This window comes from Armatimonadota bacterium, assembly GCA_020354555.1.
Lineage (GTDB): Bacteria > Armatimonadota > Hebobacteria.
Window position 1 is genome coordinate 2,817,604 of the sequence record CP070648.1, and the last position, 23,992, is coordinate 2,841,595.

The window sequence follows — 23,992 nt, forward strand, 5'->3', positions numbered from 1 at the left end:
GAAGAGTCACACCAACAGCCTGGTCCCGCTTTTTGCCAAAGGCGCGGGGGCGGAGGCGTTCACCGAGGGCGTTATCGGCACCGACCCCCGGCGCGGTGAGTACGTGGACAACACCACCGTGGCCAAGGTGATAATGACGGCACTCCGGTAGGCGCGAACCATCTGCGGCCGCCCGTTGGCAAGCACCGGTTGAGCTTCGAGCCCTTCGAGCAGGTCATAGCGGTTTTCTGGGCTTGCCTCAGGTGCAACCGTCACCCCCAGCCCCATCTGGCTCCTCCCGCCCGATATCTTTTCCGCCCACAGGGAAGCGAGGCTGGCGCGGAGAAAAGCGCTTTGGGTGTGGACAGTAGTGGCACGACGCGAGCGCTACCGACAGCTCGCGCGGAGGGGTCAGCATGCACGGCAGGGACAGTCGACTGTGCGGCGACTCACCCCCCAGGTTTGCGCGGCAGACGCTGAGGATCGATAGCTTCCGGTATCGCGGTCGGGCGTGTGCCAGCATGGACACGAGATCCGGCCGCCATCGAGTATTCTACGTAACAACAAATAGAAGCGGAATAGAACCGTGGTTCCTCGGAAGACAGGCCCACGCTTGGCGCAGCAACTACGCATTGTGCACTCACCGACACTGGCGCTAGGGGACGTCGGCGCTCGAGTAGCCGACATCATCCGCAGCCGCATCGAGGAGCGTTGCCCGGCGCGCGTTGCCGATGGCCGTGCCGCGTTAACGTTGACGCTGGCGCTCGATGGTGAGGTCGCCGCCGAGGGATTCCGCATCGAGGATGATGGCGCAGGTCTGCGCATCGTCGGGGGCGACGGGTTGGGCCTGTTCGCCGGCGCGGGCAAGTTCCTGCGTAGCTCGTGCTATACGGCTTCCGGATTCCAGCCGAGCGCTTGGCGGGGCGTCTCCCGCCCACAATGCCGGGTACGCGGCATGTACCTTGCCTGTCACTTCCACAACTGGTACCAAGCGGCGCCAGCGCGTGAGGTGCAGCGGTATGTGGAGGACCTGGCGCTGTGGGGGATCAATGCCGTGGGGTCGACCTTCCCCTTCATTAACCTGAACGGTTGGGAAGATCCTGAGGCGGAGCGGTCGCTGCAGCAAGTCCGCCGGTTGCTGCGAGCAGCGGAAAGCCTTGGACTGCGGACGTGTCTGTTCGTTGGCAATGCGCTATTCAACAACACCCCCAGCGCACTGCGGGCGACCCCGGTGAATGATCCGCTGGGAAGGCGCGGCAACTCGGGGGCACCGGTATGTCCGCACGATCGCGCAGCCAACGCCATGCTGCGCGATTGCTACCAGCGCCTGTTCGAACGGCTATCCGATTTGCACATCGACTATCTCTGCGTGTGGCCCTACGACGAGGGGGGATGTGGTTGCACACGGTGCGCGCCCTGGGGCGCCAACGGCTTTCTGAAAGTAGCGCGGGAGCTTGCCGCCGTGGCGCGCACCTATTCCCCCGCAATCGAGGTCATCCTCTCGACCTGGATGTTCGACACGCCACAGGAAGGCGAGTGGGAAGGGCTTGCGCGCGCGCTGGCCGCCAGCGACCACGGCATCAGTTACCTAATGGCGGATTCCCACGAAGATTTCCCACGGTATCCCCTGGAGGCTGGCGTTCCCGGCGACCTGCCGCTGCTGAACTTCCCGGAGATCAGCATGTGGGGGTTGTACCCCTGGGGAGGCTTTGGCGCAACGCCGCTGCCCGCGCGGCATGAGCGCATCTGGAGACAGGCGGGAGACCACCTCGCTGGCGGCTTTGCCTATTCGGAAGGGATCTACGAAGATATCAACAAGGCAGTCATCAGCCAGTTATACTGGGATCGGCAGACAACCGCGGCGTCGGCCCTGCGGGAGTACATCGCTTACGAGTACGCTCCTGAGATGATCGCACTCGTGAGACGGATGATTGCCCTCATCGAGTCATCGCATACGCGTGCGGCACGCGGAGAGCAGGCTCGCCCGGAGGCGGTGCGCGAAGCGCTCGCGGTGGCACACCAGGTGAATGCGCAGCTGCCCGCATGGGCACGCGGGGGGTGGCGCTGGCGCATCCTGTTCGTGCGGGCAGTGCTGGACAGCGAACGTTACGTGAGCGGCCGCCTGGACACGCCCGCAGGCGACGCGGCTTTGCGTGAGCTGATCGGTATCTTCCACGCCCGCCTGACAGATGATGGCACGGACCCATACCACTGTCGGGTGCGCCCGCCGCTCACGCTGACGGCAATGCGCTGACGCGCCGCTTGTCCCGGCAGACCGGAGTGACGACTCCCCGAGCGAGGCCGTGCTGGCTTCAGCGCCGGGCATGCGCTCCTATCGCGCCGAACACCGCTCCAGACGCGCCCCCTGGTGTCCACCCCCGAGAAGTGCCGCACGCTTGCGCGGACGGAACGAGATGCAAAGCAGGGACACCGGAGGTGCACCTTAGTTCAGCCCCTGGTTTGTCTCGACATTGCTGAAGCTCAACGCCACGAGATTTGCATCCCGCTCCGAAAAAAGCGGAATGACTCGTTTCAGGCTGCCCTTGAGATGGGCGATGAGGTAGGGGAGGCCATCCTTGGAGCCTACCCAAGGAACCGATGGTACCGTGCCATCCAGTAGGGCAGCAAGTAGAACCATCCTTCATGCACCGACCAGCCATCGCCTTCCACTGCATCGAGCGCGAATCCGTCACGATCCTGCCGGACGTGACTCCGCTCTTCTATGGGCAAGGCTTTGCCGGTCACACGCGACCATCCATAGGCCGAGTCCTCTCCCGGCGTGTTGTCGAATTCGACGTCCAGACGGTGGCTGTTCTGCATTCGCCACCCCACGAGTTCGAGGGGCATGCCCCGTAGCGTGTCAATGCTGTCCTGGACTTGGTGGTCGCAGATGGCGTAGCGCCTGACCGCTCGCTCCGTATACGGTCCCGCCTCCGGGAATGCGTTATCGAAATAGCCGTCCGCGCCCAGTCGGGCGACGTGCTGCGCCCCGGCAGCGTAGATGAAGTTCCACAAGGGATTCCTCTGCTTGCTGCAATAGAGCCACGTGTCCTGAAGGCTGCGGCGGTACATCAGGAGAAGTTCCGGGTCCTGCTCATAATGAATCAGTGGATAGAAGCACAGCAGCGACAGGGTGTTATCCCACGGCACGACGTCCTCCGGCGGAAAGGTCGGCCGGGCGATCATTGCGTTGATGTGGTAACTGTGTTCGTCTCGCAGCGTCCGGGCGACCTCAGCGTATTTGGCATCGCCCGTCACGTGTTCCGCAACAGCCATGAACGACAGGAGCATCATCGAGTTGAGCCCACGATTTGACCATCCGTACACCGTGTCAACGTAGTCCGGTCCGAACCGGCCCCATCGCGTCGGTTGGCCGTCGTGATCAACCAGGTTAAATCCATTGCGTATCAGGTGGTCTGCAATGTCCCGCACCACCTCGCGCACGGGCGCCTTCTCTTCTTCCGTCTCCGCCGCCAGATCGTAGTAGAGGGCATACAGGAAGTAGTGCCCGGCAAGTTCGTCCGAACTCGTGTCGCATTTCCACCGGTATTTGCCGTCTTCGCTCAGCGGGAACCGCGGGGTGATCAGTTTCCAAAAGGGGTCCCGTGCGCGTTCTCGCCGGTTGTATTCATCACCATATTGTTCGTTGACCGGCTCCGGCCAGTCCGCAGGGATGAGGACTCGCGCCGGAAATCCTTTCATTGAATCCGGCACCACGTCCACCAGGCGTTTGCAGGCCTCGAAGCTGCGCTCGGCGATACGCTTGGCCTCCGGGTCGCCGGTGACAGCGTACTTGAACACCATCGCGGCTCCGTGCATGGCCGTGTACTGCCCGTCGTTGTCCGTAATCGCTGGGACCGCCGATGACACATCACCTCGCTTCTTCAAGCGCCACGTCGTCACATACCCGTCCCGGCTGTTGTGACGCTCTACCTGCTCCTGGAACCAGTCGGCTTTCTCCTCCAATGTCATGGTCACGCGCCTGATCCGCGCGATGCCCTTGGGGGTGGCAATCCACGCTGTGCCATCAGGATGCACCGCGATGCAGTTGACGTGATCGTCCGGCAGCCAGCGCAGGCTCGCGCGATACGACCACTTGTCTCCGTCGAAGCGGATGGCACCCCGTTCCGTTCCGAACCAGATGACGCCGTTCTCGGCCGAGGCAGCGCAGGTGAAGCGATTGTACGGAAGGCCCTCCGCTCCTGTGAACAGCGCCCATGAGTCGCCGTCTCCGACACCGACCCCCTGGCTGCATCCGAACCACATCCGCCCCTTCGCGTCGTAGGCCAGAGCCCTGACGCTGCGTGGCGCCCAGGAATAGCAGTCGTCTGCGGGATAGACTTGCTCGAATGCCGCACCGTTCTCGGGGCGAACATACAGCCCTTGCTCCGTTCCGACAGCGGCGGCACCGTTCGGCCCTGCCGCCACAGTGAGAACAGGCGGTGCCGCTTCGAACGCGATCCGACTGCCGTTCTCGAAGACGCCACCCGCCGTCGCAGCCGAAAGCCTGCCCTCGGGGCTCACGGCGCCTGCCACAATGGGAGATCCGTCCTCGGCCTTTGCCTGATCCGAAAGCGCATCCAGTAGTGCCGCATGCGCCGACAGGCCGGGCTCAACGTCCTCCACGGTGGCCCATGTGTCGCCGTCGAAAGCGATCAAGGCGGAGCCGCCAGATCCCGTGACCACTACTGCTAATACCGATTCGCCTGGCGGCGCTACGACGGCGAGCACGTTGCCGGTTTCTCCTTCCCCAACTAGGCCCTCAGGCAGTCCGTCGCCGAACACGAATGCCGTCTGCACTTCCTGAGCGAATGGCTCATGAATGACCTCCGCGCTCATAACGGGGAGTCCAGTGTGCGCCCCGCTCTTCCTACGTCTTGGTGACACGATGCGATCCTTTCCCATGACCTTTTGGCCTGAATCATCGAGCGCCCCAAGGCACCCGGAATATGTAAGCGCCGGACCTGCCTGCGGATTGACCGGCGTGGCTCAGCTATCACGCAACTCGCGTCGGAATCGCGTGAAGTCCGCCGCCATCGCCTCTCGGACCAGTGCGATATCACTGCTGTGAACGATGAAATTCGCCCCTTCGCGGGCCCAGCCGATCTCGCGCTCGATTCCATCCGAGAAATGGATACCCACGCCGAGATCACGTGCCCTCGTCTCGCGGATGATCGTGCTGACCGCCGTGTTGAAACGAGGATGGTCATATTGCTCCGGGACGCCCAGGCTAACGGAAAGGTCGTGAGGGCCTATCAGCACCGCGTCGAGGCCAGGCTCGGCCAGGATGGCGCCGAGAGCCTCGAGTGCGGGCGTGCTCTCGAGATTGATAATGGCGACGGTGCCTTCGTTTCGCGCTTCGAGGTATGCCGCCAACTCCGGCTCCGGTTCGCCACGAGCGTTCAGGATGTCGTTCAGTCGGCGTCCCTTGAGCGGCCGCAGCCGTGTCGCCCCCAGCAAGCGCCGCACTTCGTCGACGGACTCGACATAGGGAGCGATCACACCGGCAGCACCACCGTCCAACACCATGCAAGCGCGGTACGGGTCCGGCTCCGGCACCCTGACTATCGGTGCCAGGCCGAGCGCCCCATACATCCGGCACATCCACGAGAGCGCGCTGCGGTCAATGGCGACATGCTCGGTGTCGATGAAGACGAAGTCCAGTCCCAGGCTGGCGATCATTCCAGGCCAATTCGGCGATGTCGAAAGAACGCATGTCCCGTAAACGCGCCTGCCGCTTCGCAATGCCTGCCGCAGTTCGACACCTGTCACAAGAAGCTCCTTTCGTCAAGGGGTGGGCGCATTGGTGCAAAGGATGCTGCCCGCTCACGATCAAGAGCGCGATTTCATCGACCCCTAGGTTCGGGTCGCGGACATCACGGTTCAGGTCGTCCGCGAAAGCGTATTCGACGAAATCGCTACGCACGCCTTCGCCATACGCCACCCGAACGTCCGGGCCGCATCGCCGGGGTGGAACGGTTTGAAGGTCTTCAGGCGCACTCACGTGACGGTGCATGGCGTGTGCCGATGCGTCTGCGGCAGGATTCGGAGCGCTGTCGCGGCGAAGGAATCCCGCTAAGCGGTCCGGGCATATTGATTCCGGCACCATGCGCGCGGGGGTGACTCGTGAGAGGGCAGCGATGACCAAGAGGACTGGCATCCGCGTGGCGGTGGTTGGGCTTGGATTCGGGGCCGAGTTCGTGCCCATCTATCTTCGCCACCCCAATGTCACGGAGGTCGCCATCTGCGACCAAGACGCAACGCGCCTCAACGAGACCGGGGATCGCTTTCGGATCTCGCGCCGGCTGAGCAGCTTCGAGGAAGTGATGGCCTGTCCGGACCTTGACGCAGTACACCTCGTCACCGGCATCCCGCAGCATGCAGATCAGTCGGTCGCCACACTCGAGTCAGGCAGACACTGCGCTTGCACCGTACCGATGGCAACCAGCATCGAGGGGCTGAGAGCTGTCATCGCGGCACAGCGAAAGTCCGGCCGGAATTACATGATGATGGAGACCGCGGTCTACACGCGGCACTATCTTTACGTGAAGGCGATGCTGGAGCGCGGGGAGATGGGGGCTATTCAGTTCCTCCGAGGAGCCCACTACCAGGACATGGAGGACTGGCCTCCATATTGGGCCGGGCTTCCGCCGATGCACTACTCCACTCATGCAGTCGCGCCGCTGCTCGCCCTCGCTGGGAGACGAGCCGCCAGCGTCTGCTGCTTTGGCTCTGGGCGACTGCGCTCGGAACTGACGCAGCAATACAACAATCCGTTCCCCATCGAGACGGCGATCTTGCGGCTGGAGGGGACCGATATCGTGGCCGAGGTCACCAGATCCCTTTTTCACACCGCCAAAGCGTATCTCGAGTCCTTCGCCGTGCTCTGTGAGAAGGTGAGCTTCGAATGGGCCGTCACCGACGACAGTCAGCCGGTGCTGCACCGCATGGGGGAGCCACGGACAGGTCGGGGCCGGCCGGTGACGGTGGCGCACGTTGAGCCGCCTGACCGCGGGGACCTGCTGCCGCCCTCGATTGCGCGCTTCACGAGGCGAACGGTATACGATGAGTCCGATCCCCACCTGTCCTTCCTGCAGGGAGGTGGACACCACGGCTCACATCCCCACCTCGTGCATGAGTTCGTGACGAGCATCGTGGAGCAGCGGCAACCACGGATCGACGCGATTACCGCGGGGAACTGGACTGCGCCTGGCCTCTGCGCACACGAATCGGCAATGAGCGGCGGGAGGCAAGTGCAGGTTCCCTGCTTCGCCGAAGAGGTGAGATCGTCCGCGCAGTAGAGCCGGCGTGCAATCTTGTACGTCCGCCGCACGAATGCAGAAATGCTAGGCTTGACTCTTGGCCGAATGAGAGGTGCGTTCGTGCTCCCCGGGACGAACAAACGCCGTCCAGAGATGCGTCGCAGGGCTCGGGAGAGGGGTCTGCGATCCCTATGCCGATGTCGTTCGGCTTGGTTGCGGGTTCAAAGTGGATGACGGCTGGCGGGCTGCCCTGGCGAGCCTACCCCGATTCGAACCAGCGACCTTGGCCCTCTTGGCACCCGACACGATCCATAGGTGCCGGGGTCTGGGGCGCTCTCCAGGCCGCAAATCACGCTCAGAACGCAGCCCAAAGGGGATTTCGCGCACCCACGGCGCGGGCATGGTCTTCTTTTCCGCAGCGAATCGGGCCGCTGCGCAAGACCAGCGAGGTCCGCAGAGCCGGGTGATTGCTGGCGGGCCACTACTCGTCGGCGTCCATTTGGCAGCGTCCGCTCGCGCAGGAGAAGGAATCGCGCACCAGGCGCCGCAAGAGTCAAGCATAACGGTGGATCGCTGAGAGCAAGTGAGCCTGCGGCCTAACAAGCCGGTCTTACGGGTGGTTGCTGATCGCACCATGGTCGAGTTCATCAATTATCAGCCCCAGCGGCAGACGGAGCTGGCGGCCTTTGCCCAGAGCCCACAGTGGAGGGAAACGATGGCCGAACTGGGCGACGTGGGGCAGGCGCGTCGACAGATCCGCTTGCCGCCGGCGACGCCCTCTCCATTTCGCGCCCCAATCGCGCGCCTGACCGCTATCAACGAGCGAAAGGTGAAGGCCCTGATCGCGGCCGGCGAGAGACGGCGGGAGGTGCTGGAGGCAGCACTGCTGACGTGGCCCGATGATGCCGGGCAAGCGAAGAGGGCCAGCCTGTCCTTCCTCGGACTGAACCTCTCCATGGACTGCAACTTCACACCGCGTTGCCTCTACTGCAACCAGCGATGGGTCGAGCCAGCGCTCGCCCTCACGGACTGGAAGCGGGCCATCGAGGGGGCGTTGCCGGAAGCAGCCGGTGAAAGGCCGTACATCTACCTCACGGGCGGGGAGCCGCTGCTCTTGCAGGAGCAAGTGTGGGGCCCAGACGGGCTGATTCGGTTCGCGGTCGAGCACGACTGCGCGGTGAACCTGAACACGAACGGCGCCCTGATCGACCCGCAGGTGGCTTTGAGCCTGGTGCAGGCAGGGCTGTCGAAAGTGCATGTTTCTCTGGATACTGCTTGCGCCCAGACCCAGGACGAACTGGCCGCCGGGTCAGGGCGGCACGACCAGATTCTGCAGGGCATCGCCAACCTCCAGATCGCGCGCGAGGTGCTTCAGGTCGACCATCCCAAAGTGCATGTGAACTGCGTGCTTACCCGCCGGAACCTGTTTCACTTCGCGCACCTGGTGGAGTTCCTGTTGCGGATTAAGAAGGTGCCCTCCGAGCGCCCCGATGTGCCCATCAAACAGGATCCGCACTTCTCCGACTTCTTGATCCACGCGATCCCGGTGGGCGGGGAAGAAAACGTCTATCTCCGGCCCAGCAAGGAGGAGTTCCAGCGTTTCTTCACCGAGGTGTGGGAACAGGCGTGCGACGTATGGAGGCGCTATCAGGAGGCGCTAGGTATCCCGCCCGAGGAGCGGGTGACCTTAGACGGGCACGGGGTGTTCACGAACCCCTACCTGCGGGTGAAGTACCGGGGATCTCTGGAAGACTACTGCGAACTCGCGGCCACGGGGGTGTATTCCCAACTCGCGCTGTGCGGACAGTGCTATGTGGGGCCATGCCAGGCCTTCGTGCTGCCAGATGGCTCGCAGTACTGGTGCGGCGCGCATACGGTGTCCCGCGCCCAGCCGCTGGGCAACGTGCGTGACGCGACGGTGCAGGAGAACATTGCGATGCACTTGGCAGAGCTGCGCGTCCACCCAGACGAGTTCTGTCGGAACTGCGCGGGGGCGACCCTCGCCATCAACCAGAGCGTGGAGCAAGGGCTCAAGGCAAAGCTCGACGAGTGGCTAGCCGAGGCCGACGCGCAGCTTGCGGAAGCCGCCAACTAATGGGGTTCCTGCATCTGGCGCATCACGTCACCCGGCTCGCGTGCAGAAGAGGGCCCCAGATTCGGACCCTGGTGGCCAGGCGGGAGCGCTCCCGCAAGCTCGCGCGGACGGAACAAGATGCAAGAGCAGGGCCAGCCGGACTGTGCCGCATTTCACCCGCGGATATGTCCGAAGGTCGCGGCAGATCGACCTCCATGCAAACCTGGCGTCCCATCCTGGCCGCAGCGATCGCGACGGCATTCCTCTCCGCCGCGTATGCGTTGCCCAAAGGCACCGATCTCCTGAAGCGCTGCGCCGGATATCGCTACGAGGCGCTCGACGGCCCGAAACCCTTCCTCCTTTCGTACCCCGACGGCATCACTCCCGCGTGGCTCATTGACCATGCCGACCGTGTCGCGAACATGGGGTTCGACGGGATTCTCATCGGCGGCATCATGCCAAACCAGACCGCCAACGTGTGGGCTGCGGACGGGGATCCCTCGACCACGGGCGAGGCTGACGCCACATTCCAGATCGCGCAGCGCGCCAACATCGCCTGTCGCCGCTCCGGCGTCACGCAGAACTTCCTCCTCATCGCGTTCACCGGGGAACTGCCCGGCTGGTGGGATGACCTCGCGTGGCAGAAGATCCACGGCAACTTCCGCCAGGCAGCCCGCTTCGCCCGCGCGGCGGGGTTCGCAGGCATCGCCATTGACAGCGAATACGTGGGCCAGCAGTATCAGTACCAGTGGCCCGGGTACACGTACGACCATTACACCGTGGGCGATCTGCGGCGCATGGCAAAACTGCGCACGAGCCAGATGGCCGTCGCGATGTATGATGAGTTCCCGGACATGGTGTTCTTCCTGGTACACGGTATTGACGCGCCCATCCCCGATGCGATGCTTGCCGGGTGGGTTGAGGAGGCCGCACGCCGCGACGCTCCCGGCGGCGTCCACCTCGCCACCGAGGGCACCTACGACGCGTGCAACGTCGCCTTCATACTGGCCGAAGCCATTCACCACTTTCGCGTGGTCGAGCAGGGGCTGAGCGCTAGGGCAAGAACCTACTGGCGCAAGCGCTGCGGGCTGTCGCCGGGCGGGTGGCCGCTTCAAGTTGACCAGGACTTTGACCACAAAGCGTTCAAGCGCGCACGGCTGAGCCCCGAACAGTTTCGCGCCATGATGGCCGGCCTCAACATGGCGAGCGCGAGATACACCTGGGTCTATCCCAACGGACCCTCGTGGTGGCAGGCCACAGAGGATGACGTGGGTCGCTATCAGATCTCCGCTTGGGCAGTTCTGCCGCCGGTGCCGCAGCTCGAGTCATACTACAGCATCGCGCGGACGGCCGAGCAGGTGGCCGATCCAGTCGTGAAGCGCGCCAGCCGCGCCCTCCGCACGATGACGATCAGCGACCCGGACGCGCTGATGGCATCCCTCGGCCTGCGCGCGGTGCGGATGATCGGGCACCCTAACAACCAGATCTGGCGCGGCCTGATTCCGGCCGACTACCGTGCTCTCGACTGGAGTGCGCGCCAAGCCGACCGTATGGCCGCCGAGCAGGATAGGGGTCGGCGCCCGAACGTAACCAGCCTCTTCGGCCTCGTGCACGTTTTCAGCGCCATCGGCCCCTTCAGCAACGAGCGCTGGCTCGGCCACGCCCGCGTCTACCCGCCCGAACAGAAGATAGACCTGAGCGCGACCTACGACGGCATGGCCGGCCCAGTGCGCTGGCAGCAGGTCACCGTCCCCGGTGGGCAGGGCTACCTCGACTTCCCGCAGATCATGAAGCCCAAGGACTGGACCGTAGCCTACGCCCTCTGCTATGTACACTCGCAGGCAAGGCGGCGAGCTCAGATTCGGACCGGGACCAACGATGCCATCAAATTGTGGTTCAACGGACGCCTGCTGCTGGACCACCAGACGCCGACCGGTCGCTGGGCCATTATTGATGACGACATCACTCCCGTCACGCTGCCCGCCGGCTGGTCAACAATCCTCGTCAAGGTGCCTCAGACCACCGGCAACTGGGGCATGTACCTGCGGATCACCGACTTGAACGGCGTGCCGCTGCGTGGAATGACAGTCGCCGCAAAGCGACCGTGAGCGCCTCGCGAGGGAGGGCAGTGCCTCAGCTCTGCTCAGTCGCAACCTGAACTGGATACGCCACATGACCGGATGACGTAGCGCTGAAGGTGCGGCCCGGTCCGCGATTCGCGGCGGTCCCAGCGTCGTGCTTGAGATGCCTTGTTTGTGGGACTGCGCGCAGGCTCGAATGATCCCGGCGACAGCGGGCACTCGCAGCGACCTCGACCCCGGCGCCGACCTCATGCTACTGGGCGCTGAAGAGCCCGGTGAAGCGCTGGGCAATGGTCAGGTCGCCGTCTACGCTGAGCTTGCCGCTCATGTACAATCCCTCGGCCTCGGCCTTGCCGGTGACGATGTCGATCCAATCCGAAGCGGCACTGCTGATGGTGACATCGGCCTTATCCGGCGCGCCCTGCTTGACGGAGCACTTCTGATCCGCGATCATCACCGTCCAGTCGCCGCCGCCATCGCCCGAAAGCTTGAACCAGTAGATCGCGCTGAGCCCGGCTGCCGTGTCGGCGTTGAACCTGGCCGGCAGGCCGGCGAACCACTGTGCGGCGGAGACCGTAGCGACGGGAGTGCTCGCCGCAGCCGCGGGCGCCTCCGCAGCGGCGGGCTTCACCTCTGCGATCAGCGGCAACAGCGTTGCCATCAGCAGCGGCCCTGTGTTCGGCCCCGCGCCCGTCTTGCTCTCGTAACTGTATATTTCCATGCCCCAGTCATCACCGGACAGGATGTAGCCCAACTCGTCCATGGTCAACCCGAAGAGGAACTTTGGGCTGCCCGTCATGACGCGCTTGAGGTGGAAGCCCAGGTTGGGCAGAGCTTCGCCGGGGATGGTGACGATCTGAGCCGGCCCCAGCGCCACCGCCGCCACCTTGGTCACCAGCTTGTCGTCCGCCAGCGCGTTTGGCATCGCGCCGGCCCGCACCGCTGCCAGGGCTCTCTCATTCTTGAACGGCAAGGCCAGGTCGACGAATTTGTAGTCTAGCTCTGGGTCCTCGATCGGGCTTGCGCCGGCCAGGGCCTGCTCGGTGGCGTCGGCCACCGCCTCGCCGATACGCTGGGCCCAAACGGAGTTGTCCTTGTGCTCCAAGCTGTAGATGCCGCCCGGGATGTCGGCGGTGATCATGCCGCCCAATGCGCCGTTGATGAAGATCGCGACTCCGCCCTGGTCTTTCTCGATCTTGGCATAGTAGTAATAGGGAAAGTCGCCAGAAAGCAGCTTGCTCTGCATGATCTCGGCGTGGCAGGGGAAGTTGGCCAGGGTGGCGATGACCCTACCGTCGTCGCCGACGAACTGCATGGCTGCCAGCTCGTGGTCCACGATTTCGGCGATCCGGTGGTTGACGTTGATGCCCTTGGTCTGGATACTGCCGAGCTTCAGCTTGGCAGGCTTCGCAGCGGCCGCCGCCTGGTCAATGGCGGTGACGATGCCCTGCTTGAGAAGGGCCAAGTAGGCCGGGTCCACGCCCGAGGTGGTCGGGTTCGGCCCCCACATGCCGAAGATATCCGGCGCCGAGTGGTCGTGCGTGGCGGCGATCATCACGCTGTCCCTCGGCACCGACTTGACCATGCCCCGGATGTCCTTCTGGATTCGGCCGGGAACGCCTAGGGAGTCCACGCCGACCACAGTGATGGTCTTCTCCCCACTCCTGATGACGAGCGCCCGTGCCGACAGCGGTTCCTTGACCGCTTCGCTCAGCCGGTTGATGCCATATCCGGCCAGGTAGGCCGGTTCCTTAGGGGTAATATCCACCTTCGCCGCGCCGGCCAGCAACTGCGCCGCCACCGCGGTGGAGACCCCCAGCGCCAGCACCGCCATTGCCACTACCAACCCGAAAGTCAACATCCGAGTGCACCTCATACGAGCCTCCTGCTCTGCAAGGTCTCTACCGTTCCTCGTGGTCTCTCGCACCGAGCCTGCAACCTGTGGCTGTTGGCCGCGGTTGCGTGCCTACTTCTCCACCATCATCGGCTGCATGCACAGGCAGCACGACAGCCTCTGCACCTGGCACTCCACCTGGCCAAAGAGCGTCATATTCCGGTCCGCCGGTCGGGGCACGGTAATGGCCCAGACACCAGCCTTCGGCGCCCCCGCGGCGCCGGGCGCTCTCCGCCTATCGCCGCTTCTTCAACGGTCACTGCCCGCATCAGCGAATCGGCAACCGGGCACCAGAGCGCTGGGCCGCCAGAGAGGTGACGCTTCCTTGCGGCACCGCGCGACGTGTCGCTGACTTCGCCCTTACCTTGCTTCTTGTTTCAACTGCTGATCGGCAAATCCCTTGATGGTACGTAACGGCATCCCGTTATGATCCAGAACATCGAGGGCCCAATCCGGTTGGGCTTTCATCCCGTCGGACGAGTGCGTTTGTCTGCCCAAGTAGGAATTGTCGTCGAGGTAAAGGCCGAATGCGCCGCTGAATCCTGTCAGCGGCACCAGGTGTGCCGGTTAGGCGCCCGTGAAACCGGTACATTCTGTCCGTGTCAAATCGCAATGAGACATCTATGAGAAGGCTGGCTTTGTCAAGAGCGTTTGCGTTCTGACGAGACCTGCACGCGTTGCATGCCGGTCGCTGCCTGGGCGCGATACGCCAAACATCTATCCGTCCCTGCTTTCAGGACAATAAGTCTTATCCGGGCGGGGCCGTTCAATCACTTCGCGTGCCTTTTTGTGGCCATGTCTCATAAGGAGCTCACCCCTGCGCGGTCATTCTGTGGCAGACCTTAGCGAAGGTTCGGTTTTCCTTGAGCATCCAGTAGATCGCCCTAGGCGGCTTGCGGGCGGCGGGAATGCCCCTCTGGTCACGGAAGTCCCGCAGTTGATTACGCGATGGGCGCTGGCCAGCCACCGTTCATGACCCAAACCACGCGCCACTGGCGCGCGCGCGTGGGCGTCAAGACGCTGCATATGGGGGCCGGCAGCGAATGGGAGAACGGCTGTCTGGCATCCCTCAGTGGTGGGCTCCGCGACGAGTTGCTGGACGTCGAGACCTTCGACACGCCGCTGGGGGCGCAGGTACCGGTCGAGCGAGGGCGAAAGCATAGCAACACGATGCGAAGTCCCGACGCGCTCCGGTATCGCCCCTGGCGTCTCAGCGGGGCATGCACCGGCCGTTGGTGACGGAGATGAAGAGGAGTCAACCCATGCGTAATTCATTCGGATGGTCTGTTCTTCTTCCTGCGTTTGTCCTTGTTTTCGCTCTCGTCTCTCCTCAAGCGCTTGCCCAGGATACCGCGTACCTCCTCAAAGCTGGGGCGAGCAACTACCGCATTGTCCTGGAGAGTTCCGCGAGCCCATCCGAGAGGCACGCGGCTGGGGAACTCCAGTCCCATTTCAACGCCTGCACCGGTGTCGAGCTACCCATCGTGACGGGACGACCCGCAGACAGCGCGCCTATGATTGTACTTGGGTGCGGCCCGACGGCGCAACGGCTCGGGGTCGCACCCGCGCCCGCGGAACTTGGGGAACAGGGATACGTCATCCGTACCGTACATCCTCATGTCGTCATCGCGGGCACGGCAGTAGCGGGCACGCTTTATGGCGTCTATGATTTTCTCGAGAAATGCCTCGGCGTCCGATGGTACGCGCCCGGCGTGACGAAGACGCCTAGGATTGCCGAGCTCCCCTTGCCCGAGGTGGACCGACTGGTGCAGCCGGCTTTTCTGTGCCGCGACACGAGCTATGCCCGGCCTGGCAGTGATGCGGATTTCATCGCACGCCAGCGCGAGAACGCAGGCGGCGGCGGCCCCGACAACCCCCATGGCATCCAGCACGCGCACGACGGCCGGGCTCACAGCTACTTCCGGTACGTCAGCCCAGGCGAGTTCTTCGACACACATCCGGAGTATTTCTCGGAGATCGGCGGCGTCCGACGTCGCGACGAGACGCAGTTGTGCCTTACCAATCCCGACGTGCTGGAGATCGTGACCGCCGGTATGCTCAAACGCATGGGAGCGAACCCGAACGCGCGGCAGTATAACTTCTCTCAGATGGACTACTACAACCACTGCCAGTGCGCGTCGTGCACGAAGGTGAACCAGAAGTATGGGACCCTCGGCGGGACGCAATTCTGGTTTGTCAACCAACTCGCGGAACGCACATCCAAGGTCTATCCGGACAAGGTCATCGGGACTCTGGCGTATACGTATACCGAGGAGCCGCCGAAGGATCTCGTGATGCACCCCAACGTCGCGGTGTGGCTGTGCCACATGTATCCATCGTGCGATAGCCACGCGATCGCGACGTGCCGGTTGAATGCCGACTACAAGCGCCGCGCCATCGCTTGGTCGAAGATCTGTTCCCATCTCTACATCTGGCACTACATCGTTGACTTCGCGCACTACTACAACCCGTTTCCGAACTTCGGGGCGATGGGTGAGGACATGCGCTTCTACCGCGACATCGGTGTCGAGGGCATCTACCTCCAGGGCATGGGGCACGGCGGCGGCGGCGGCGAGTTCAGCCTGCTGCGGCCGTACTACGGGATGAGACTGCTTTGGGACCCCGGCCAGGACGCCGACGCGATCCTCCGGGATTTCCTCGGGGGCTACTATGGCCCGGCCGCAGAGCCGATTATGTCATATATCAAGCTGCTTCAGGCCAAGGTCGACACCGACGACATCCACATGCACCTCTACACGAATCCGGCCCAAGGCTACCTGACCGACGAGATCCTGGCGCAGGCGGGCGTCCTGTTTGATCAAGCGGAAGCCGCAGTTCGAGATGATGAGGGACTCCTCGAGCGGGTGCGCGTGGCGCGGATGCCTCTGACCTATGCTCGGTTCTTCCCACGCAATGGATACACCATCGAGGATGGGACGCTTCGATTCACCGGTCCCTTTGCGGCGCCTGCCGAGATCGCCGAGATGGCGAGCCGGATGCGGGCGCATGGATTCAACACGCTGCGCGAGATCGGCGAGTTCCACGGCGACCCGGATCAATTCCCGATGCTTGCGATGGCGTTGAGTTCCCCGATGGCGTGCCCTCGTATCGAGAATCAGTATCTGGCAGTGGATGTCCTTCCATTCCTTGGTGGGCGCGCGCTGCGGATTACCGACAAGCGTTCCGGGGAGTGCGTCACAGCCCATAACACGACCCGCAATATCCTCTTCCCGTTCTGCGGCGGCGAGGAAACCCGGACCGGCGGCACCTTCCGCTGGCGCGGGTCGTTTGACCAGTACGCGGTGGAGGAGAAGACGGACACGACGATATCGCTTGTCACGGGCGGGGCCGGCTTGCCCTTACGACGGACCCTGACCTTGGCGCCAGACGCGCCAATCCTCACCATCGCGGCTCAAGTGACCAATGCCGGTGAAAAACCATCTGAGGTCACCGTGCGCAACCACGTCGAACTGGACCTGGGTGAGCTAACAGGGACGAGGGTGCGGTTCACTGACCGCACCGGCCAGGACATCCAGAAGGACATGCAGCCGATCATCGAGGGATTGCGCCAGGGCGAGCATTACCTCGACCAGAAGGCGCCGAAGAACTCCTGGACATTCACGGGAGGCAAAGGCATCGAGGTCACGCAGACCTTCGATGATGGACAGCTCGACTTCGCCTGGCTCTACGCATACCCGGACTATCTGAATGAACTCGAGGCGGAATTGTGGGCCAAGCCGGTCACCCTGGGGGCTGGCGAGAGCACGACCTTCACGGCGACACTCGAAGTCCGCCCAGTGACCAAGTGAGCGCCCTCGCCGGCGAATCATCGCTGCCCGGGGCGTCGGAGGTCCGCGGCTTTCCTACCAGATGGACTGCATGTCGTAAGTGGTGAGCGCAGCCACCACTGCGGCGCCACCTTCGGCGAAGACTTCGACGCCGCAGTCACCGTCAGCGGCGCTGATGACGCGCGTCATGCACGGCTCGCCGTCACCGGCAAAGGCCTCCAGGACCGACCGGTCGAGGAACACGTGCAGTTCGAGCGGCTGGCCGGATGTGAGTCGGAGCGGCGCCTGTGTGCCGGCTACATCGAGGGTTGCTCCGTCCCACCGAATGGCGACGCCGCGCTCGCCGTCGTCCGAGCGGCGCACTCGGAGCCCCACAGCTGTGGCGTCTCGCAGTTCGAGGCGCGCGACCATTTCGAGAGTGTCGCCGTGAATCTCGCCGAGGACGCGGCTGCCGTGTAACTCGAAGCCTGGGATCGCGGTATGCCTTCCGCGCAGCTCCGCCAACTCGGGTGCCGGCCGCTGGACGAGCCGGCCGTCTTCGTTCACGTCGAGGACGCGCGGCAGACTCAGGCAACCGTTCCACCCACGGCCGGTCGGGAAACCCGTCACCCAGCCCCAGAGGAGCCGCCGGCCGCGACGATCGAGCATAACCTGTGGCGCGTAGAAGTTGCCGTGACTGATGACGCCGCGGGACTGCCAGGTGAACTCGCCCCGTGCCGGTTCGAAGTCCCCGACAAAGTACTCCGGAGCGCGATGGGGCGACACGACAAGCACCCACTTGTCGCCGACACGGAAGAGATTGGGGCATTCGATGTTCGTCACGTCCTCGTCCGGGTGGTGGAAAATGACGCCGACGTACTCCCACTGCGTCAGCTCGTCGTCTGTCGCGACGTAGAGGTTGACGACGGCCTGGCCGCCCTTGCCCTGGTTCAGGTTGCCCCCCGCGATCATATAGTAGATGCCCTCGTCTGTGACCACGAAGGGGTCGCGCCAGTCGTAGATCGTGACGTCGCCGTGAGCTTTCTCCGTCAGGATCGGGTTTGCGGGGTGTTTTTGCCACGTGATGAGGTCGTTATCGCCCGGCACCGCCGCCCACTGCTCCGGCGGCCTCTCACCAATGCTGGTGTAGAACAGCATCGGTTGCCGTTTCGGGCTGACAATAGCGCTGCCGGAGAAGCAGTGCTGCTCTCCCCGCTCCTTCGACGGCCATAGTGCAATCGGCAGGTGATCCCAATGAACCAGGTCCCTGCTGCGCGCGTGGCCCCAGTGCATATGATCCCATTCATCGCCGTACGGATTGTGCTGATAGAAGACGTGGTAGTATCCGCCGCAGTAGAGGCAGCCGTTGGGGTCGTTGTTCCAGTTCGCCGGTGGCGCGAGGTGATATATCGGGCGCGCCGGATCCGCCTCCGCGCGCGCTACGGCCTGCGCCAGTGCGAGCATAGGCTCGGTTATGGCGGAGTTGGAGACCTTCTCCATGCCCGTCAGATACGGGATGCACGACCAGGTTCGTGCGCGTGGTGCGGTGGCATCGCAGCTGGAGCCAGCCGATTGGTTGTGTGGCTGTTCGTCTTGTCCTTCATTATTGCCCATGATACGTCACCGAGTAAGGCTTCTGCTCATCACTTCACATCCGTCAGCTTGAAGACGTACGCGTGACGGCACGGCGCGTCGTCCGGGGACAGTTGGGGCACCTCGATGCAGAGCCGGCCATCGTCGATCCGACAGCGCAGCGGCTTGTCGTGACCGAGCAGGGCGGCGCAAGTCCCGCCGGTCGCCTTGGGCGCTGCCAGAGCGAGTTCCGCACCGGGCCACCTCAGGCAGATGGCGTACAGGGCGTCGTCGTTGGCCGTATACCGCACGAGATCGCCCTCGGCATCCACGCGCCACGGCCGCGTCGCATAGATCGCTTCGCCGTTGACCGCAAGCCATTCGCCGACCTGGAGCAACCGTTCCTGCTGGATCACGGGGATGCGGCCATCAGCGGTCGGCCCGATGTCGAGCAGCAGGTTCCCGCCCCGACTGACCGTATTGACCAGCAGATGTATCGCGTCGCGCTCGGTGAGATAGTCCTCCGCCGCCTCGTGCCGGTTGTAGCCGAAGCTGGCCCCGATGCCGCGGTTCTCCTCCCATTTGTGGTGTGCGGCCAACTGTTTGCCCCCACCCACCTCACCGTAATCGCTGGTGTAGTAGCCGCCGTGCTCGCTGCGGGTCTCTTTCCCCCAGCGGTCATTGACGACGATCTCGTCACGTACCGATGATTCGTTGAACAGCCACGCGAGGAACTCGGTGCTTCTCCAGGCCTCACTGGGATGGTCCCACTCCCCGTCGGTGAACAACAGGGAAGGCTGGTAGCGCTCGATCACGTCTTTGAGCTGCGGCACCATGTGCTCGCTCACATAGCGCGACAGATCCGAGCGGTAAACCGGGTTGAACCACTCATAGAGCGAGTAGTACAGGCCCATGCGGATGCCGCGCGCTCGCACCGCCTGCGCCAAATCGCCGAGTAGATCCCTATGCGGCCCGATGTCCACGCTGTTCCAGTTCCAGGCATGAGCGCTGAACCAAAGGCAGAAGCCGTCATGATGCTTGCTGGTCAGGGCAATGTAGCGGGCGCCGGAGCGGGCGAAGACATCGGCCCACTGGTCAGGGTCGAATAGCTCGGCCCGAAACATCGGGGCGAAATCCTGGTACTTGAGAAATGCGCCGTACTTGTCGGCGTGGAAGCGCCATGTCTCGCCCTGCTCGTCCTGCATCGCCCACCAATACCATTCCGAATACGCTCCCTTCGGCGCCCACGCCGGCACCGAGTACACGCCCCAATGGATGAAGATGCCGAACTTCGCCTCGTCGTACCAGTCAGGGCACGGCCGGCTGTCAAGTGATTCCCAGATCGGCTCGTAGCGGGAACGCGCATTAGGTCTGGCTTTCATCGCAGACACCTCTAGACTCAAGCGTGCGAGGTGGATATTCTCGGAGCGGCTAGGCCAGGCCTGCACAATTCGAATGGGAGATGAGCGGGCGGCTAGCGATGGTGCGGACGAACGTGCGCCTCGGAGGAACAGCAGGAACCGATGGGCAGCTCGCGGTATGTGCAGACGCGAGCAGGAGCCTGCAAATGGCGACGAGGATCTTGCATGCGAACTGAATGAGACGCGCGCTGCGTGTGAGGCGGGCGTGAGGAGAGGTCTGTATGAGCGAGGGCAAAGTCACCTTCTCCGTATTCACCAAGCCGTGGAAGATGCCGCTGGCGGAACTGGGGCGGTTCGTGAAAAGCCTGGGGTTTGATGCGATTGAGCTGCCGGTGCGGCCGGGCTACCAGGTGCTTCCCGAAAACGTGGGGAGGGATCTGCCGGCCGCCGCGACGGAACTCGCGGACTGCGGGGTGACCATCGCGAGTGTCGCCGGGCCGATCGACGAGCCGACGATCGCGGCGTGCGGCGAGGCCGGAGTCGCGACAATCCGCATCTGCGTCGGCGTCGGCGACGAGGGGTACATGGCGGGTGAGGCGAGGCTGCAGCGCGAGTTTGACGCGCTCATACCTGTGCTCGACGAGCACGGTGTCCGGATCGGGATTCAGAATCATCAGGGCCGCAATGACGTGTGCAATGCAATGGGCGTGCGCCACCTCATCGAGCAATACGATCCGAAGCACGTCGGAGCGGTGTGGGATGTCGGGCACAACGGCCTGTGCGGCGAGGAGCCCAATGCCGCCGTTGACATCCTGTGGGCGCATCTCTGCATGGTCAACTTCAAGAACGCGCTATGGCAACGCACCAACGGCCCGGAGGCGGAGTGGGCGGAATGGCGGCCGTATTGGACCTCGGGGAGGCATGGTCTGGCGTCGTGGCCGCGGGCCGCGAGTGAGCTGAGCGGGCGCGGCTACTCCGGGGTGGTGTGCCTCACGGCCGAATACAATGACCACGATGCGGTCAACCGCCTTATCGCCGACGACATCGCATTCGCGAAATCGCTCTTCGCGCAGGTGGTCACCAATGAGTAAACCGCGCAGCGCGGCATCGCGCAGGCGCCGTAGCAGTCCGCCGACGAAGTTGCGTGTCGCCATGATCGGCGCGGGGGGCATGGCGAACGCCGTGCACTACCCGTCATTGGCCGCGTTCGACGACGTTGAAATCGCCGCGATCTGCGACCTGGATGAGACACGCCTCAACACCACCGCGGAAAAGTACGGTGTCGCGAAGCGATACGCTGATTACCGCGAGATGGTCGAAGACGTCGCGCCCGATGCGGTGTACGCCATCGGTCAGCCGCACTTGATGTACGACATATGGACGTGGTGCCTCGGTCAGGGACTAAACCTGTACATTGAGAAGCCGATGGGGCTGACAATTCATCAGGCGCGTTCGCTCGCGCACCTCGCGGAGAAGCATCAGTGCATTACCCAGGTCAGCTTTCAACGCCGGACGTGTCCCATGGTCGTGATGCTGCGCGAGGAATGCTTGAAGCGCGGCCCGATCACGCACGCCGTGTGCGCGTTCTACAAGTGCAGCATCGAGCCGTTCCTGGGCGCGCGGGATCACATGATGGACGACGGCGTGCATGCAATCGACACGCTGCGATGGATGTGTGGGGGCGAAGTGATCGGCGTAGAGAGCGCGGTCAGGCACGTCCTCGTGCCGGACATCAACTTCATCACGGCGCTGGTGCGGTTCGACAACGGCGCGATCGGCATCATTATCAGTAGTTGGGCCAGCGGCCGCCGCGTATTCCGAGTGGAAATGCACGCCCCGGGCATTTGCGCAGAAGCGGAACACGAAGGCAAGGGATACCTCTACGCGGATGGGGACACGACGGGCGTCGAGTTTGACACCGGCGCGGTTGCCGGCAGCGATGAACTCCGCGTATTCGGCGGCTTCGAGGCAAAGAATCGCGAGTTCGTGGACTGCGTGAGATCCGGCGGTCAACCCGGATCGAACTTCGCGGACGCCGTGAAGACAATGGAGGTGGCGGAGACGATCCTCGCGCAGGGACTGCTGAAAGGGGCTTGAGGTGAGCAAGGAGTCGAACGTGCGATTGGACCTGCGGCGTCGAGTGCTGGCACAGGATGCAAGTGGCCACGCGTGTTGGCAGGCTATCACGGAGCAGCGCGTCATGCGGGCACGCGAGGTCGCGGTCCTGATCTGCGACATGTGGGACGAGCACTGGAGCCGCGGGGCGACGGAGCGCGTGGTGGAGATGGCCCCGCGCATGAACGGCGTCGTTGAGGCTGCGCGCGCCAGCGGCGTGCGAATCATCCACGCGCCATCCGGGACGATGGACTTCTACGCCGGCACGCCGGCTCGACAAAGGATGATCGAGACGCCCCATGTCGCCCCGCCGGAGCCGATCGAGCACGCGGATCCGCCGCTGCCGATTGACGATTCTGACGAGGGCTCGGATACAGGGGAGACCGAGCCCCGTAAGGCCTGGAGCAGGCAGCATCCGGCGATTGGAATAGACCACAACAGCGATGTCATCTCGGATGACGGTCACGAGGTCTACAGCTTCCTCCAGCGAAATGCCATTGCGCAGCTCGTCATCATGGGCGTCCATACCAACATGTGCGTACTTGGGCGCTCGTTCGGTATCAGGCAGATGGTTAGATGGGGCGTCAACGTGGCTCTGGCGCGCGACCTCACGGACACGATGTATAACCCGGCGATGCGCCCATACGTCAGCCATGACGAAGGCACACGACTGGTGGTGGAGTACATCGAAGCGTTCTGGTGTCCGTCCCTGTCGAGCGAAGATCTGATGAGCTATTGACGGGCGGCGAGAGGCTGGATTCGTATGCGAGACGGCGACTTATGAACACGATGCAGGCCGCGGTGCTTCACGATTTCGACGATCTGGTGCTGGAGGAAGTACCGATACCCCGCGCCGAGCGATTCGGTGAAGTTGTCGTCGGCATCAAGTCGTGCGGGGTATGCGCGACCGACTACAAGGCGATCAAGGGCATTCGCCGCAATATCAAGTTCCCCTGTATCGTCGGGCATGAGCCGAGTGGAGTCGTCGCCGAGGTCGGCCCCGGGGCGCAGCACTTCAAGGTCGGCGACGAGGTCATCGTCCAGCCATTGGGGCACTGCGGTTTCTGCCGGCACTGTCGGGCGGGCAACGAGCACTACTGTGAGAACGCGTTTGTCACCGGCGGCGACGGCCCGCAGGATGTGTGGCCCGGGGCTTTCGCGGAGTACATGTTGACCAAGGAGAGCTGTTTGTTTCACAAGCCGCCCGCCGTTTCGTTCGACGCGGCGGCGGTCACGGAACCTCTCGCCGGCGCCTGGAAGGGCGTGGTTCAGTACAGCGAGTTGAAGCTGGGCGAGGACATCGTCGTCATCGGGGTGGGCAGCATTGGATTGCTGTGCATGATGGTAGCGAAGGCGGCAGGAGCGGCGCGCGTGATCGCAGTCGATACCAGCGATTACGCGCTCCGCAGGGCGTCGGCACTGGGCGCGACCCATGTCGTCAACCCGGCCCGCGAGGACGCCCGAGAGCGCGTCTATGAGATCATCCCCGCCGGGCCGGATGTGATCGTCGAGGCGGCGGGGCCGATTGAGGCGGTGCGACTGATGGTGGAACTGCGCCGGCGCGGCACCCGGTGGAATGTCTTTGGCATTACGACGCACGAAGAGTTTTGCCTGGATGGCGGCCTGACCCACTTTCTCGAAGGGCGCATGGACGCGAGCTTCGGCACCACGCCGGTGGCCATGGCGCAGGCGATTCGCCTCATGGAGACGCAGCTCATCGATACCGAAGAGGTCATTTCGCATCGGTTCCCATTGTCGGGCATCCACGAAGCGCTCGAGGTCATGGCGTCGCCGGAACACAACAAGATCATCATCAATCCATGACGCCTCGCGGAGAGTCTGACGCCATGATTTCACGCAAGGATGGCGGCGCATGATCCGCGCGGC

General features: G+C 63.6%; 14 protein-coding genes. 9 read left to right on the forward strand and 5 right to left on the reverse strand.

Annotation, left to right across the window (positions count from 1 at the left end):
• Window positions 1-613: 613 nt before the first annotated feature.
• Window positions 614-2,233, forward strand: a complete 1,620-nt coding sequence (locus JSV65_11580) for a hypothetical protein (protein UCH33212.1) — start codon at window positions 614-616, stop codon at window positions 2,231-2,233.
• Window positions 2,234-2,562: 329 nt separating this feature from the next.
• Here the strand turns inward: JSV65_11580 and JSV65_11585 are convergent, their stop codons facing one another.
• Together JSV65_11585 and JSV65_11590 are read right to left on the reverse strand one after the other, a co-directional pair.
• Window positions 2,563-4,818 carry a hypothetical protein gene (locus JSV65_11585; GenBank protein ID UCH33213.1) on the reverse strand — a complete coding sequence of 752 codons (2,256 nt, stop codon included), beginning with the start codon at window positions 4,816-4,818 and terminating at the stop codon, window positions 2,563-2,565.
• A gap of 150 nt (window positions 4,819-4,968) precedes the next feature.
• Entirely contained in the window at window positions 4,969-5,661 is a 693-nt protein-coding gene (locus tag JSV65_11590) for an aldolase (GenBank protein ID UCH33214.1), read from the reverse strand.
• A 458-nt stretch (window positions 5,662-6,119) separates the two neighbouring features.
• Here JSV65_11590 and JSV65_11595 point away from each other — a divergent pair, with 458 nt between their 5' ends.
• The 3 genes from JSV65_11595 (at window position 6,120) to JSV65_11605 (ending at window position 11,423) form a co-directional block, all read left to right on the forward strand.
• A complete protein-coding gene (locus JSV65_11595) occupies window positions 6,120-7,280 on the forward strand; it encodes a Gfo/Idh/MocA family oxidoreductase (GenBank protein UCH33215.1) in 1,161 nt (386 codons plus the stop codon).
• Between the two features lie 544 nt (window positions 7,281-7,824).
• On the forward strand, window positions 7,825-9,336 hold the full coding sequence (locus tag JSV65_11600; protein ID UCH33216.1) for a radical SAM protein: 1,512 nt from the start codon (window positions 7,825-7,827) through the stop codon (window positions 9,334-9,336).
• Between the two features lie 194 nt (window positions 9,337-9,530).
• On the forward strand, window positions 9,531-11,423 hold the full coding sequence (locus tag JSV65_11605) for a hypothetical protein (GenBank protein UCH33217.1): 1,893 nt from the start codon (window positions 9,531-9,533) through the stop codon (window positions 11,421-11,423).
• A gap of 226 nt (window positions 11,424-11,649) precedes the next feature.
• On the opposite strand, the gene JSV65_11610 is transcribed toward JSV65_11605, so the two are convergent.
• Complete coding sequence (locus JSV65_11610; protein UCH33218.1) at window positions 11,650-13,257, reverse strand: neutral/alkaline non-lysosomal ceramidase N-terminal domain-containing protein; 1,608 nt, start codon at window positions 13,255-13,257, stop codon at window positions 11,650-11,652.
• A 1,295-nt stretch (window positions 13,258-14,552) separates the two neighbouring features.
• Between JSV65_11610 and JSV65_11615 the strand changes: the two genes are divergently transcribed.
• On the forward strand, window positions 14,553-17,099 hold the full coding sequence (locus JSV65_11615) for a DUF4838 domain-containing protein (protein UCH33219.1): 2,547 nt from the start codon (window positions 14,553-14,555) through the stop codon (window positions 17,097-17,099).
• Window positions 17,100-17,153: 54 nt separating this feature from the next.
• Here the strand turns inward: JSV65_11615 and JSV65_11620 are convergent, their stop codons facing one another.
• Both JSV65_11620 and JSV65_11625 read right to left on the reverse strand, forming a co-directional pair.
• Window positions 17,154-18,557: a glycoside hydrolase family 32 protein gene (locus JSV65_11620; protein UCH33220.1), complete on the reverse strand. Its 1,404-nt coding sequence runs from the start codon at window positions 18,555-18,557 to the stop codon at window positions 17,154-17,156.
• A gap of 143 nt (window positions 18,558-18,700) precedes the next feature.
• On the reverse strand, window positions 18,701-20,011 hold the full coding sequence (locus JSV65_11625) for an alpha-L-fucosidase (protein ID UCH33221.1): 1,311 nt from the start codon (window positions 20,009-20,011) through the stop codon (window positions 18,701-18,703).
• Between the two features lie 260 nt (window positions 20,012-20,271).
• Here JSV65_11625 and JSV65_11630 point away from each other — a divergent pair, with 260 nt between their 5' ends.
• The 4 genes from JSV65_11630 to JSV65_11645 all read left to right on the forward strand — a co-directional run bounded on the left by JSV65_11630 (window position 20,272) and on the right by JSV65_11645 (window position 23,929).
• Window positions 20,272-21,081 (forward strand): sugar phosphate isomerase/epimerase, encoded by an 810-nt coding sequence (locus JSV65_11630; protein UCH33222.1) that lies wholly within the window; start codon window positions 20,272-20,274, stop codon window positions 21,079-21,081.
• Window positions 21,074-22,087, forward strand: a complete 1,014-nt coding sequence (locus JSV65_11635) for a Gfo/Idh/MocA family oxidoreductase (protein ID UCH33223.1) — start codon at window positions 21,074-21,076, stop codon at window positions 22,085-22,087. Before JSV65_11630 ends, JSV65_11635 begins: the two co-directional genes overlap by 8 nt.
• Window positions 22,088-22,190: 103 nt before the next feature.
• Complete coding sequence (locus tag JSV65_11640) at window positions 22,191-22,844, forward strand: isochorismatase family protein (protein ID UCH33224.1); 654 nt, start codon at window positions 22,191-22,193, stop codon at window positions 22,842-22,844.
• A 41-nt stretch (window positions 22,845-22,885) separates the two neighbouring features.
• Window positions 22,886-23,929 carry an alcohol dehydrogenase catalytic domain-containing protein gene (locus JSV65_11645; protein UCH33225.1) on the forward strand — a complete coding sequence of 348 codons (1,044 nt, stop codon included), beginning with the start codon at window positions 22,886-22,888 and terminating at the stop codon, window positions 23,927-23,929.
• Window positions 23,930-23,992: the final 63 nt, after the last annotated feature.